General features: G+C 60.8%; 12 protein-coding genes. All 12 read right to left on the bottom strand.

Annotation, left to right across the window (positions count from 1 at the left end; translation table 11 throughout):
- Positions 1-2 precede the first annotated feature (2 nt).
- Genes ACYZT5_RS30045 through mraZ form a run of 12 tightly spaced genes read right to left on the bottom strand, consistent with a single transcriptional unit; the run spans position 3 to position 13,380 of the window.
- Entirely contained in the window at positions 3-971 is a 969-nt protein-coding gene (locus tag ACYZT5_RS30045) for a D-alanine--D-alanine ligase (protein WP_462048560.1), read from the bottom strand.
- Entirely contained in the window at positions 968-2,428 is a 1,461-nt protein-coding gene (gene murC / locus ACYZT5_RS30040) for a UDP-N-acetylmuramate--L-alanine ligase (protein ID WP_462048559.1), read from the bottom strand. Before murC ends, ACYZT5_RS30045 begins: the two co-directional genes overlap by 4 nt.
- Complete coding sequence (murG, locus tag ACYZT5_RS30035) at positions 2,421-3,491, bottom strand: undecaprenyldiphospho-muramoylpentapeptide beta-N-acetylglucosaminyltransferase (protein ID WP_462048558.1); 1,071 nt, start codon at positions 3,489-3,491, stop codon at positions 2,421-2,423. The genes murC and murG overlap by 8 nt, the downstream gene beginning before the upstream one ends.
- Positions 3,481-4,698, bottom strand: a complete 1,218-nt coding sequence (ftsW, locus tag ACYZT5_RS30030; RefSeq protein WP_462048557.1) for a putative lipid II flippase FtsW — start codon at positions 4,696-4,698, stop codon at positions 3,481-3,483. Before ftsW ends, murG begins: the two co-directional genes overlap by 11 nt.
- On the bottom strand, positions 4,695-6,041 hold the full coding sequence (gene murD, locus ACYZT5_RS30025) for a UDP-N-acetylmuramoyl-L-alanine--D-glutamate ligase (protein WP_462048556.1): 1,347 nt from the start codon (positions 6,039-6,041) through the stop codon (positions 4,695-4,697). The genes ftsW and murD overlap by 4 nt, the downstream gene beginning before the upstream one ends.
- 5 nt (positions 6,042-6,046) lie before the next feature.
- Positions 6,047-7,129 (bottom strand): phospho-N-acetylmuramoyl-pentapeptide-transferase, encoded by a 1,083-nt coding sequence (gene mraY / locus ACYZT5_RS30020; protein ID WP_462048555.1) that lies wholly within the window; start codon positions 7,127-7,129, stop codon positions 6,047-6,049.
- Positions 7,129-8,496 carry a UDP-N-acetylmuramoyl-tripeptide--D-alanyl-D-alanine ligase gene (locus tag ACYZT5_RS30015; protein WP_462048554.1) on the bottom strand — a complete coding sequence of 456 codons (1,368 nt, stop codon included), beginning with the start codon at positions 8,494-8,496 and terminating at the stop codon, positions 7,129-7,131. Before ACYZT5_RS30015 ends, mraY begins: the two co-directional genes overlap by 1 nt.
- Entirely contained in the window at positions 8,489-9,952 is a 1,464-nt protein-coding gene (locus ACYZT5_RS30010) for a UDP-N-acetylmuramoyl-L-alanyl-D-glutamate--2,6-diaminopimelate ligase (RefSeq protein ID WP_462048553.1), read from the bottom strand. The genes ACYZT5_RS30015 and ACYZT5_RS30010 overlap by 8 nt, the downstream gene beginning before the upstream one ends.
- Positions 9,952-11,691: a peptidoglycan D,D-transpeptidase FtsI family protein gene (locus tag ACYZT5_RS30005; RefSeq protein WP_462052334.1), complete on the bottom strand. Its 1,740-nt coding sequence runs from the start codon at positions 11,689-11,691 to the stop codon at positions 9,952-9,954. The genes ACYZT5_RS30010 and ACYZT5_RS30005 overlap by 1 nt, the downstream gene beginning before the upstream one ends.
- A complete protein-coding gene (gene ftsL / locus ACYZT5_RS30000; RefSeq protein WP_003205353.1) occupies positions 11,691-11,984 on the bottom strand; it encodes a cell division protein FtsL in 294 nt (97 codons plus the stop codon). The genes ACYZT5_RS30005 and ftsL overlap by 1 nt, the downstream gene beginning before the upstream one ends.
- Positions 11,981-12,928, bottom strand: coding sequence for a 16S rRNA (cytosine(1402)-N(4))-methyltransferase RsmH (rsmH, locus tag ACYZT5_RS29995; protein WP_462048552.1), 948 nt, complete (start codon positions 12,926-12,928; stop codon positions 11,981-11,983). The genes ftsL and rsmH overlap by 4 nt, the downstream gene beginning before the upstream one ends.
- Positions 12,925-13,380 carry a division/cell wall cluster transcriptional repressor MraZ gene (gene mraZ, locus ACYZT5_RS29990; protein WP_008147486.1) on the bottom strand — a complete coding sequence of 152 codons (456 nt, stop codon included), beginning with the start codon at positions 13,378-13,380 and terminating at the stop codon, positions 12,925-12,927. Before mraZ ends, rsmH begins: the two co-directional genes overlap by 4 nt.
- Between the last annotated feature and the right edge of the window lie 180 nt (positions 13,381-13,560).

The raw sequence follows: 13,560 nt of genomic DNA, 5'->3' as shown, positions 1-13,560 counted from the left end.
TCTTAACCTCGCGGCTCGTTGTTGCTGGCAATGCTGGCGGCCAAAATCGCCAGAACCAGTTGCTGGAAATCCAGACCGGCAGCACGGGCCGCCATCGGCACCAGACTGTGATCGGTCATGCCCGGTGCGGTATTGACTTCCAGGAACCAGAACTGCCCGTCGGCGTCCTGCATCACGTCTGCCCTGCCCCAACCGGCGATACCCAGCGCCTCACAGGCTTTCGCCGTGAGGTCCATGAGTTCTTTTTCTTTGCTGCTGTCGAGGCCACAGGGGATCCGGTACTGGGTATCGGAAGCCACGTACTTGGCGTCGTAGTCGTAGAAACTGTGCGTCGTGCCCAGGGCAATCGGTGGCAACACCTGGTCACGCAGGGTGGCGATGGTGAACTCCGGACCTTGAATCCATTGCTCGACCAACACTTGCGAATCGTAGGTACTGGCCGCTTTCCATGCGTCGATCAACTCAAGAGCTGAAGACACTTTGGCCATCCCGATACTTGAACCTTCATGGGCCGGTTTGACGATCAAAGGGAAGCCCAGTTCCGTCGCTGCCGAAATACAATCGGCCTCAGAGCTCAGTACCGCATGGCGTGGCGTCGGAATCCCGAGGCTGTGCCAGACCTGTTTGGTGCGCAATTTGTCCATGGCCAGTGCCGAGGCAAGAATGCCACTGCCGGTGTACGGAATACCCAGGCATTCGAGCAGGCCCTGCATGCTGCCGTCTTCACCACCACGACCGTGGAGAATGATGAAGGCGCGGTCGATTTTTTCGTTCAGCAGACGCTGCAAAAGGTCATCGCCCACGTCGAGACCAAACGCGTCCACACCGGCGCTTAGCAGCGCGTCGAGAACCGCGTTACCCGACTTCAGGGAAACCTCACGCTCGGCACTCTTGCCGCCGAACAGCACGGCAACGCGGCCGAAGTCTTTCGGCGCGAGTGTGGAGACGAGGTTGGCGTAAGCAGCAGTCATTTCAACTTCCCCACGCTTGGCGCGGCAACGGCGCCTGCGAACAACGGACTTTTCAACAGTTTCGGTGCAAGACCGCCGATATCACCGGCGCCCTGGCACAGCAGGATGTCGCCGGCACGCAGCAGCGGTTTGACGATGGGTGCGAGGTCGACACCGCGCTCGATGTAGATCGGGTCGAGCTGACCGCGCTGACGGATGCTGTTGCACAACTTGCGGCTGTCGGCGCCCGGGATCGGTTCTTCACCGGCCGGGTAGACTTCCATCAGCAGCAGAACGTTGGCGTCGGCCAATACATTGACGAAATCGTCGTACAGGTCGCGGGTCCGGCTGTAACGGTGCGGCTGGTAGACCATCACCAGACGGCGTTCCGGCCAGCCACCGCGCACGGCTTTGATCACGGCGGCGACTTCGGTCGGGTGGTGACCGTAGTCGTCGACCAGCATCACGTTGCCGCCTTCTACCGGCAGTTCGCCGTAGACCTGGAAGCGTCGGCCGACACCCTGGAACCCGGAAAGGCCCTGGACAATGGCTTCATCGCTGACGCCCTCGTCGGTGGCGATGCAGATGGTTGCCAGTGCGTTCAACACGTTGTGGTTACCCGGCATGTTCACCGAGACATCCAGCGGATCGCGATCAGGACGCAGCACGGTGAAGAAGGTCTGCATGCCCTGCTGGCGCACATTGATCGCGCGCACATCGCAGTCGTCGCCGAAGCCGTAAGTGACCGTAGGACGTTTCACCTGTGGCAGGATTTCACGCACCACCGGATCGTCCAGGCACACCACCGCCAGACCATAGAACGGCAGGTTGTGGAGGAACTCGACGAAGGTTTTCTTCAGTTTGTTGAAGTCGCCGTCGTAGGTCGCCATGTGGTCGGCGTCGATGTTGGTGACCACGGCCACCAGCGGCTGCAGGTGCAGGAAGCTGGCGTCGCTTTCATCGGCTTCGGCGATCAGGTAACGGCTGGTGCCGAGCTGGGCATTGGTGCCCGCGGCATTCAGACGTCCACCGATGACGAATGTCGGGTCCAGGCCACCGGCGGCAAACACCGAAGCGATCAGGCTGGTGGTGGTGGTTTTGCCATGGGTACCGGCGACGGCGATGCCGTGGCGGTAGCGCATCAGCTCGGCCAGCATTTCAGCGCGCGGCACCACCGGAATGCGGCGCTCCAGGGCGGTGGCGACTTCCGGGTTGGACGTGTTCACGGCACTGGAGGTGACCAGCACATCGGCGGTCGCGGCGTTCTCGGCACGGTGGCCGATAAAGATCTGGGCACCGAAGGACTCGAGACGCTCGGTCACCGGCGAAGCTTTCAGGTCGGAACCGGACACTTCATAGCCCAGGTTCAGCAACACTTCGGCGATGCCGCACATGCCCACGCCGCCGATCCCGACGAAGTGGATGCGACGGATGCGGCGCATTTCCGGGTGCGGCATGGCTTTCTGATTCTCAACCATGGGCCACCTCCAGGCAGGTATCGACCACGTTACGGGTTGCATCGGGTTTGGCCAGGCGGCGTGCAGCGGTGGCCATGTCGGTCAGTCGTTGTGGTTGCATCAGGACCTCTGTCAGGCGTGCGGCAAGATCCGCTGCGCCAGTCGTTCTTTGCGGCATCAGGAAGGCAGCGCCTTCACGGGCCAAATAATCGGCGTTGCGGGTCTGGTGATCGTCGATCGCATGGGGCAAAGGCACCAGCATCGAGGGCAGACCGGCGGCAGCCAGTTCACTGATGGTCAGCGCGCCTGCGCGGCACACCACCAGGTCGGCCCAGCCATAGGCTTGGGCCATGTCTTTGATGAAAGGCTGCACTTGCGCCTCGACGCCAGCCGCGCGATAGCGCTCTGCAGTCACTTCATCGTGGTTTTTGCCGGCCTGATGGAACACTTCCGGGCGCAGGTCGGGGGCGACTTGCGACAGGGCTTCAGGCAGCAACTTGTTCAACGGCTCTGCGCCCAGGCTTCCGCCCAGGATCAGCAAACGCGCCTTGCGACCGGCCAGAGCCTGTCGCGGTGTTTCGAGGAACAGCTCGGTGCGCACCGGGTTACCGGTGGTCCGACGGCTGTTCGACAGGGTAAAGGTGTCGGGGAACGCTTCACAGACTCGGGCGGCCAACGGCACCAGCAACCGATTGGCGGTACCGGCCACGGCGTTCTGCTCGTGAACGATCACCGGCACGCCAGCCAGTTTGGCTGCAACGCCGCCAGGACCGGTCACATAACCACCAAAGCCAACCACACAGACTGGCCGCAGCTGACGAATGATCGCCCGCGCCTGCCAGATCGACTTGAGCAACATGAACGGTGCCTTGAGCAAGGACAACTTGCCCTTGCCGCGCAAACCGCTGGCATTGATCCGATACAGCTCGATTCCGGCCATCGGCACCAGATCGTTCTCGATGCCACGCGGTGTCCCGAGCCAATGCACGGTGTAACCGCGGGCCTGAAACTCGCGAGCGCACGCCAGTGCCGGGAACACGTGGCCACCAGTACCACCCGCCATGATCAATACGTTAGCGCCCATGGGTCGGCTCCTCGGCGAAGTCGCTCTCATGGAACTCCATCTCTTCACTGCCCAGGTGGGTTCGACTTTCCCACTCGATGCGCAGCAACAATCCAAGACAGGCACAGCAGATCACCAACGAACTACCGCCATAACTGAGGAACGGCAGGGTCAGACCTTTGGTCGGCAGCAGGCCGACGTTCACCCCGATGTTGATCAGGAACTGACCAATCCACAGGAACGACAGGCCGTACGCGATGTAGGCGGCGAAGAATTGCTTGGCCTTCTCGGCCCAAAAACCGATGTACATGCCACGAATACAAACGAAGACGAACAGCGCCACGGTGCACAAGGACCCCACGGCCCCCAGCTCTTCGGCCAGGACCGAGAACACGAAGTCGGTGTGGGCTTCCGGCAGGTAGAACTGTTTCTGCACGCTGTTACCCAGGCCAACGCCTAGCCATTCGCCGCGCCCAAACGCGATCAATGCTTGAGACAACTGGTAGCCAGCACCGAACTGGTCGGCCCACGGGTCCGCAAAGTTGGTCAGTCGCGCCATTCGATACGGCTGTACCTGAATCAAGAGCACCACCGCCGCCACTGCGAGGATCACCATCAAGGAAAAACGGAAAAGCCCGACCCCACCGAGGAACAGCATCGCCGCAGCCGCCCCCATCATCACGACGGTGGCACCGAAGTCCGGCTCCATCAGCAACAGACCGGCCATCGGCAGAAGCACGATGAACGGCTTGAAGAAGCCCATCCAGCTTTCACGCACTTCTTTCTGGCGACGCACCAGATAACCGGCGAGGTAGATCACCACAAACACCTTGGCGATCTCGGAAGGCTGAACGTTGAAGAAACTGAAGCCGATCCAGCGCATCGAACCGTTCACTTCACGGCCGATCCCCGGGATGATCACCATCACCAGCAAGCCGAACGCACCAATCAGCATCAGCCAGCCCAGGCGCTGCCAAGTGGCGATCGGAATCATCATGGTGACGATGCAGGCTCCCAGGCCCAGCACCACGTAGATCAGGTGGCGAATCATGTAGTACAGGGCACTGCCCGACTGTACTGCCGCTACTTCGGTCGATGCCGATGCAATCATGACCAACCCTAAGCCAATCAATGCCAGGCAGCCGGCGAGCATCGGGAAGTCGAGGTCGATACCGCGCCCGGTAATGATCGGCGACGGGTATGGCTTGATGATATTTCTCAGGCTCATGCCAGATCCTCCACCGCTTGGACGAACTGGTGACCACGGTCTTCGTAATTCTTGAACATGTCGAAACTGGCGCAGGCCGGGGACAGCAGCACCGCGTCGCCCGGTTCGGCGATGGTGCGGCATTGCGCGACCGCTTCGATCAGCGAGTTGACACGAATCAGTGGCACGGCATTGCCGATGGCCTGAGCGATCAGCTCGGAGTCGCGACCCATCAGCACCACGGCGCGGCAATTAACCGCGACCGGATCACGCAGGTCCTTGAACTCGGCACCCTTGCCATCGCCACCGGCGATCAGCACGAGCTTGCCGTCGATGTCCGCGCCCAGGCCTTCGATGGCAGCCAGTGCGGCGCCGACGTTGGTGGCTTTGGAATCGTTGTAGTAGCCCACGCCATTCAGGTCGCGGACCCATTGGCAGCGATGCTCAAGCCCGGCGAAAGTACGCAGGCTCGACAGCATGGCGTCGAACGGCAGGCCAACAGCATGGCCCAAGGCCAATGCCGCCAGGGCGTTGGACTGGTTATGGGCGCCGCGAATTTTCAACTCGCGCACCGGCATCAGGTTCTGGAACTCGAAGGCCAGGTACTTCTCGCCGTCTTCTTCGCGAATACCAAAGGCCTTGAAATCAGGTTTGCTCAAACCGAAAGTCCAGCATGGCTGACCTTCGCCCATCAGCGGGCGGCTCAGGGCATCCTGACGGTTGACCACAAACTGCTTCGCACCACGGAAGATCCGGTGCTTGGCCAGATGGTAGGCCGGCAGACCGCTGTAGCGGTCCATGTGGTCTTCGCTGACGTTGAGCACGGTCGCCACTTCGGCGTTCAGTTGATCGGTGGTTTCGAGCTGGAAGCTCGACAACTCCATCACGTACAACTCGACGTCGTCACTGAGCAGATCCAGCGCCGGCGTACCGAGGTTGCCGCCGACGGCGACACGCTTGCCGGCCGCTGCAGCCATCTCGCCCACCAACGTGGTGACGGTGCTTTTCGCGTTGGAACCGCTGATGGCGACAATCGGCGCCTTCGCGTTACGCGCGAACAGCTCGATGTCACCGGACAATTTCACGCCACGGGAGGCGGCGGCCTGCAGGGTCGGGGTCGCCAGCGCCAGGCCGGGGCTCACGTAGAGCTCGTCGGCGCGGCACAGGAACTCGACGTCCAACTCGCCACAACGCACTTCCACGTGCGGATAGTCACGCTTGAGCGTGGCCAGTTCCGGTGGATTTTCCCGCGTATCGGCGACAGCAAACGACACGCCCCGGTTCGCCAGGAAGCGAACCAGGGACATGCCGCTCTTGCCGAGGCCGACAACGATGCGGAAGTGGTCAGAAGCGATCAGAGACACTCGTTCTACCTCAGCTTCAGGGTGGCAAGGCCAACCAGCACGAGAATCACGGTGATGATCCAGAAACGGACGATCACACGTGGCTCGGGCCAGCCCTTGAGTTCAAAGTGGTGGTGAATCGGTGCCATGCGGAACACACGGCGACCGGTGAGCTTAAAGGAAGCAACCTGAATGACGACTGACAGGGTCTCCATCACGAACACGCCGCCCATGATGAACAGGACGATTTCCTGACGGACGATCACCGCGATCGTGCCCAGGGCCGCACCCAGCGCCAGTGCGCCGACGTCGCCCATGAACACCTGAGCCGGATACGTGTTGAACCAGAGGAAACCGAGGCCTGCGCCGATCAAGGCGCCGCAGAACACGATCAACTCACCCGCGCCCGGCACATACGGGATCAGCAGGTATTCAGCGAATTTCACGTTACCCGACAGGTAGCAGAAGATCCCCAACCCGCCGCCGACCATTACAGTGGGCATGATCGCCAGACCGTCGAGGCCGTCGGTCAGGTTGACCGCGTTGCTCGAGCCGACGATCACGAAGTACGTCAGGACGATGAAACCTGCGCCCAGCGCAACGCTGTGGTCCTTGAGCATCGGCAGGATCAGGGTGGTTTCTACCGGTGTCGCTGCGGTCATATAAAGGAAGATCGCCGCGCCCAGGCCGAACACCGATTGCCAGAAATACTTCCAGCGGCTCGGCAAGCCACGGGAATTCTTCTCGATCACTTTGCGGTAGTCGTCGACCCAGCCGATGGCGCCGAACAACAAGGTCACCAGCAGCACGGTCCACACGTAACGGTTGGTCAGGTCAGCCCAAAGCAAAGTGCTGACGCCGATGGACGAAAGAATCAGCGCGCCGCCCATGGTCGGGGTGCCCGACTTGGACAGGTGCGATTGTGGACCGTCGTTACGAACGGATTGACCGATCTGACGGTTCTGCAAAGTGCGGATCATCCACGGGCCATAGCACAGCGACAAAACCAACGCGGTCAGCACACCGAGAATCCCGCGCAGGGTCAGGTACTGAAAGACCGCGAAGCCTTTGTAGAACTGTTGTAGGTACTCCGCTAGCAGCAGCAGCATTAATGTTTCTCCAGGCTGGTCCCGCACAAAGCGGCGACGATGTTTTCCATCGCAGCGCTGCGCGAGCCCTTGATCAAAATGGTGGTGTTTGTGTCTTGCTCGGCGCTTAGGGCCTTGATCAGCTCAGCCTGAGTGGCAAAGTGAAAAGCCTGTGGACCGAAAGCGTTCACGGCGTGAGCCATCATTGGCCCGACGGCGTATAGCGCGCAAACCTTGCCGCGGGCGTACTCGCCCACATCGCGGTGCCCCTGCTCCGCCCAATCGCCCAGCTCGCCGATATCTCCTAGCACCAGAACGGTGCGGCCGGAAAAGCCGGCGAGTATATCAACGGCGGCGCACATCGAGGTGGGGTTCGCGTTGTACGTGTCATCGATCACGCGCATGCCATTGGTGGCCAGTTGCGCGACGGTGCGACCCTTGACCGGTTGCACCGCGCCGAGGCCGGTGGCGATGCCGAACAGCGACACGCCCAAGGCATGCGCGGCAGCGGCGGCGGCCATGGCATTGGCGACGTTATGGGTGCCGAGCAGGTTCAGTTGAACGCGCGCCACACCTTCAGGACTGTGCAGGTTGAACGCCGGGCAACCGCGAGCGTCACGGTCCAGATCGCTGGCGTAGAAATCGGCGCTGACATTGCTCAGGGCGAAGGTCAGGACCTTGCGACCGGCAGCGCGGGTCTTCCAGATGTTGAACGCCTTGTCGTCAAGATTGAGAACGGCGACGCCATCGGCATCCAGCCCTTCAATAATCTCGCCCTTGGCTTCAACGATTTTTTCCGGCCCGCCGAACTCACCGACGTGGGCGGTCCCGGCGTTGTTGAGCACGGCCACATGAGGCTTGGTCATGCCGACGGTGTAGGCAATTTCGCCGAGTCGCGAAGCACCGAGTTCGATGACTGCGGCGGTATGTTCCGGCGCGAGTTCGAGCAGGGTCAGCGGAACGCCGAGGTCATTGTTCAGGTTGCCACGGGTCGCCAGCACCGGACCACGGGTGCGCAGGATGCTCGCGAGCATTTCCTTGACCGTGGTTTTGCCGCTGGAGCCAGTGATGGCCGCGACCGGGTGGGTATAAGCAGCACGGTTCATCGCGCCCAGTTGACCGAGGGCCTGGCGGGTATCTTTGACCAGCAATTGCGGCAGTGTGCTGTCGATGACTTCGCGCTCGACCAGCGCCGCTACGGCGCCTTTTGCGGCAACGTCATTAAGATAGTCATGACCATCGAAACGCGGACCGGTCAGGGCAATAAAGAGTTGGCCTGGTTTGATCGCACGACTGTCGATGCTGACACCGTCGAAGTTGGCATCGGCAGTGATCAAGCGGGCATTCAGCGCGCCGGTCAGTTCGCTCAATTTCAAGGCTTTAAGCATGAGCCACCTCCCACGCGGTGAGGGCGTGATCAGCTTCGACCAGGTCGGAGAAATCGTGACGCTGGCCGTTGATTTCCTGATAGTCCTCGTGACCTTTACCGGCCAGGACAATCACGTCATCCGCCGAAGCGCTGGCGATCAATTGGGCAATCGCCTGGCCACGGCCAGCGACGAAGGTGACTGTATCCACAGCCTTGAAACCGGCGCGGATGTCGTCGAAGATCACTGCCGGGTCTTCGGTACGCGGGTTGTCATCGGTCACCAGCACGCCGTCAGCCAGGCGCTCGACCACTTCGGCCATCAGCGGACGCTTGCCGCGATCGCGATCTCCGCCGCAACCGAACAAGCACAGCAAACGGCCTTTGGCGTGAGGACGCAGGGCCATCAAGACTTTTTCCAGCGCATCCGGCGTGTGGGCGTAATCGACCACGACCAGCGGCTGAGTGCCACCGCCAAGGCGCTGCATGCGTCCGGCCGGGCCTTCGAGTTTCGGCAGGACCTTGAGGATTTCGTCCAGCGCATAGTCCAGACCGAGCAAAGCGCCGACCGCGGCCAGCACGTTGCTCAGGTTGAAGCGACCGAGCAAGGTGCTGCGCAGATGATGCTCGCCCTGAGGCGTGACCAACGTGGCGCGCACGCCTTCGTCATCGAACTGCGCTTCACGGCAATAAAGGTAAGCGCTGGCATTTTCCAGGCTGTAGGTGATCAAGCGCGATTCGAGTTTATCCGCAGCCAGTTGCCGGCCGAAATCGTCGTCGAGGTTGACCACCCGGCACTTCAAATCATTCCAGGCAAACAGCTTGGCCTTGGCGTCGCCGTAGGCTTGCATGGTGCCGTGGTAATCCAGGTGATCGCGGGACAGGTTGGTCATCACCGCCACATCAAACGCCAGTGCGGTCACGCGGCCCTGGTCCAGACCGTGAGAGGAGACTTCCATGGCGACCGCTTTGGCGCCGGCCTTTTTCAGGTCAGCAAGGGTCGCCTGCACGGCGATCGGGTTCGGCGTGGTGTGCAAGCCGCTTTCGAGCGCGCCGTAAAAACCGGTACCCAACGTGCCGACGATGCCGCAGTGCTGGCCGAGCAGGTCGAGCGCCTGGGCAACCAACTGAGTCACGCTGGTTTTGCCGTTGGTGCCGGTCACGCCGATCAGGTTCAGGTGACGGCTCGGGTCGCCATAAAAGCGCCCGGCGATGTCCGACAACTGCGCCGCCAGGCCTTTGACCGGAATCAACGGCACATCGGTAATCGGCAATACGGTCGCGCCTTCAACTTCATACGCCACAGCGGCAGCGCCGCGTTGCAAGGCGTCGGCAATGTGCGCACGACCGTCGAATTTGCCACCAGGGACGGCGAGAAACAGATCGCCAGCCCGCACGTTGCGGCTGTCCAGGGTCAGTTCGCGGATCAACAGATCGCGGCCGGCGTGGGCGAAAATCTTGTTCAGGCTCAGAGACATCAGCCGCGCCCTCCATTGGCTTTCAGCGGAACGACCGGTACTGCGTTCGCTTGTTGAGTAGGTGGCAGGTTGTCCGGAGTAATGTTCATCAGGCGCAGGGTCCCGGACATCACTTTGCTGAACACCGGAGCCGAGACCAGACCACCGAAGTAACCGGCCTTGGTCGGCTCATCAATCACCACCACGATTGCGTAACGCGGATCGCTCATCGGGCCGAAGCCTGCGAACAGCGAACGGTAGGAATTCTCGGCGTAGCCTTTGGTGCCCACCGACGTCTTGCGCGCAGTACCCGACTTGCCGGCCACGTGATAGGCCGGCACCTGCGCACGGAACACACCACGCGGGGCTTCGATCACTTGGGTCAGCATGCCTTGCATGGTTTTCGCGACCGCTTCGGGCAATACCTGTGTGGTTTGCGGTGGCTTGTCGGTTTTGATCAGGGTCAACGGCGCGAGGCGACCGTTATTGGCCAGGGCCGAAAAGGCGTGAACCAACTGGATCGCGGTCACGGAGATACCGTAGCCGTAGGACAGGGTGGCGGTTTCAGCCTTGCGCCATTCGCGGTAGTTCGGCAGGTTGCCGACGCGCTCGCCCGGGAAGCCCAGACCCGTGTCCTGGCCGAGGCCGACTTTTTGCGCCAGACGGAAAATCGTTTCGCCGCCGATATCGAAGGCGACCTTACTCATGCCGACGTTACTGGAGTTGATCAGGATGCCGGTCAGGTCGAGCACCGGGCCTTCGGTCTTGGAGACGTCCTTGATGGTGTATTTACCAATCTGCAAGCTGCCCGGATACACCTCGACGGTGTCGCTCGGCTTCCAGCGCCCGGTTTCAATCGCGGCGCTCATGGAAATCGCTTTCATGGTCGAACCCGGTTCGAACACGTCGATCATCGCGCGGTTACGCATCATCGCCGGTTGCAGGTTGCGACGGTTGTTCGGGTTGTAGGTCGGCTGGTTGACCATGGCGAGGATCTCGCCGGTCTTCACGTCCATGATCACCAGGCTGCCAGCCTTGGCGCCGTTCTCGATGATCGCGTTACGCAGTTCGCGGTTGGCCAGGTATTGCAGGCGCAGATCAATGGACAACGCCAAGGGCTTTCCGGCCTTGGCGTTTTTGGTGACCTGAACATCCTTGATAAGTCGGCCACGCCGATCCTTGATGACCTGTCGCTTGCCGGCGACCCCGGCCAGCCATTCGTCGTAGGCCAGCTCGACACCTTCACGACCGTGGTCATCGATGTCGGTAAAACCGACCATGTGAGCAGTGACTTCGCCGGCCGGGTAGAAACGCCGAAATTCTTCGATGCCATAAACGCCCGGCACTTTCAGATCGAGCACGGACTGGCCCTGCTCGGGAGTCAGCCCGCGCACCAGGTAAATGAATTCTTTATTGGCTTGAGCCTCGAGACGCTCGGTCAGGGCTTTCGGGTCCTGGCCCAGAGCAGCCGCCAGTGCAGGCCACTTCTCTTTGGCCAGCTGCATTTCCTTGGCGTTGGCCCACAACGTGGTGACCGGCGTACTGACGGCCAAAGGCTCGCCGTTACGATCAGTGATCAGACCACGGTGAGCCGGAATCGGAATATGACGAACGCTGCGCGCATCGCCCTGACCTTTAAGGAAGGCACGGTCAACCACTTGCAGGTCGATAATGCGCCAGGCAATCGCCGCAACCATAACGCCGAGCAAACCCAGCACCAGGCGGAATCGCCACGGAAAGAGTGCGCCCTCGAGTTTCATCATGGCGCCACCATCTGCACTTCAGCTGCGCCAGGAATACGCATCTTCAGTTGCTCGGTCGCCAGGACTTCGATACGGCTGTGGGCGGTCCAGGTGCTCTGTTCGAGAATCAAACGGCCCCACTCCGCTTGCGCCTTGTCACGCACGCTCAATTCGTTGTACAGCGAATTCAACAGCTGACGGTTCCAGTGGGCGCTGTAGGAAACGCCGATGGCCGACACGAGCACGCCAATAAACAGCAGCAGCATGAAAAAGCTTCCGCCGGGAAGTGGCTTGGCGAAAAGCTTGCTCACCGCAGCTTCTCCGCGACGCGCATGACGGCGCTACGGGAACGTGGGTTGGCTTTGAGTTCGGCCTCGGAGGCGGACTGCGCTTTGCCATGGATTTTGATGATCGGTTCGAAGGCAACGTGACGGACCGGCAGGTTGCGCGGCAGGTTGTCGGCTTCGCCTTTCACCAGTTTGCGCATGAACAGTTTGACGATGCGGTCTTCCAGCGAGTGGAAGCTGATGACGACCAGACGGCCGCCGATTTCAAGGCATTCCAGCGCGGCTTCGAGGCCGGTTTGCAGATCGCCCAGTTCGTTGTTGACGTGAATACGCAAGCCCTGGAACGCACGGGTCGCCGGATTCTTGCCCTTTTCCCACGCCGGGTTGGCAACTTTCAGGACTTCAGCCAGATCGGCAGTGCGCTCGAACGGCTTGATGTCGCGACGCTCGGCCACGGCACGGGCCATGCGACCGGAGAAACGTTCTTCGCCATATTCCTTGAACACCCGGGCGATTTCTTCCACCGGGGCGGTGTTGACGAATTCGGCAGCGCTGATCCCGCGGGATGGGTCCATGCGCATGTCCAGCGGGCCATCATTGAGGAAACTAAAGCCGCGCTCAGGGTCGTCGAGCTGCGGCGAAGACACGCCGAGGTCGAGCAAAACGCCACTGACCTTGCCGTCCAGACCCCGTTCGGCGACTTCCGAACCGAGCTCGGCAAAGCTGCGCTGTACAACGACAAAGCGGCCGTCTTCGGCCGCTAGCGTTTGCCCGGTGGCAATCGCTTGAGGATCTTTATCGAATCCGAGTACCCGGCCATCGGGACCGAGCTGGCTTAAGATCAACCTGCTGTGTCCGCCGCGCCCGAACGTACCGTCCAGATAGCAGCCATCAGGGCGTACGGCGAGAGCCTCCACGGCTTCGTCAAGCAGTACGGTGATGTGGTTAAAGCCGCTATCAATAGTCACAGGATCAAATCACGCAGTTCATCAGGCATGGCGCCCGGTTGTTGAATAGCAGCCAGGTCAGCGGCAGAAACCGCATCCCAGGCATCCTCGTCCCACAATTGGAACTTGTTCAGTTGGCCTACCAACATCGCGCGCTTATCCAACTTGGCATATTCACGAAGACGCGGCGGAACCAGAAAACGACCACTGCCATCGAGCTCGAGGTCGACGGCATTACCAATCAGTAAACGTTGCAGGCGGCGGTTCTCTTCGCGAAGCGAAGGCAGTGCGCGCAGTTTGGTTTCAATAATTTCCCACTCATCGAGGGGGTAAACACACAAACACGGATCAACGGCATCAATTGTGACGATTAACTGACCGGAACTACGCGAAACGAGCTCGTCACGGTACCGGCTCGGCATGGCGAGACGGCCCTTTGCGTCGAGACTGATAGCGTTAGCTCCGCGAAACACGACAGCGTTCTCCAAATTTTAGCGTTTTGAGTTCAAAAACCCCACTTCATGCCACTTTCCGCCACTTGTGCACACTATAGGAATGCGGCCACCGCACCGTCAAGGCGCGGATTAAAGGAAAAGCCTTACAGAACGGAGATTTAGGAGCGTATTAGGGGGGGGAAGGAGAATCAGATGTGT

It is taken from the genome of Pseudomonas sp. LB3P14 (genome assembly GCF_054898045.1).
This window is presented reverse-complemented; position numbering and strand designations above follow the sequence as displayed.

Excerpts from the sequence above, each read along its gene's own strand:
- mraY (WP_462048555.1), bottom strand. The coding sequence starts at position 7,129 with ATGCTGCTGCTGCTAGCGGAGTACCTACAACAGTTCTACAAAGGCTTC.
- ACYZT5_RS30005 (WP_462052334.1), bottom strand. The coding sequence starts at position 11,691 with ATGAAACTCGAGGGCGCACTCTTTCCGTGGCGATTCCGCCTGGTGCTG.
- murC (WP_462048559.1), bottom strand. The coding sequence starts at position 2,428 with ATGGTTGAGAATCAGAAAGCCATGCCGCACCCGGAAATGCGCCGCATC.
- ACYZT5_RS30015 (WP_462048554.1), bottom strand. The coding sequence starts at position 8,496 with ATGCTTAAAGCCTTGAAATTGAGCGAACTGACCGGCGCGCTGAATGCC.
- ftsW (WP_462048557.1), bottom strand. The coding sequence starts at position 4,698 with ATGAGCCTGAGAAATATCATCAAGCCATACCCGTCGCCGATCATTACC.
- murG (WP_462048558.1), bottom strand. The coding sequence starts at position 3,491 with ATGGGCGCTAACGTATTGATCATGGCGGGTGGTACTGGTGGCCACGTG.
- ACYZT5_RS30010 (WP_462048553.1), bottom strand. The coding sequence starts at position 9,952 with ATGTCTCTGAGCCTGAACAAGATTTTCGCCCACGCCGGCCGCGATCTG.
- ACYZT5_RS30045 (WP_462048560.1), bottom strand. The coding sequence starts at position 971 with ATGACTGCTGCTTACGCCAACCTCGTCTCCACACTCGCGCCGAAAGAC.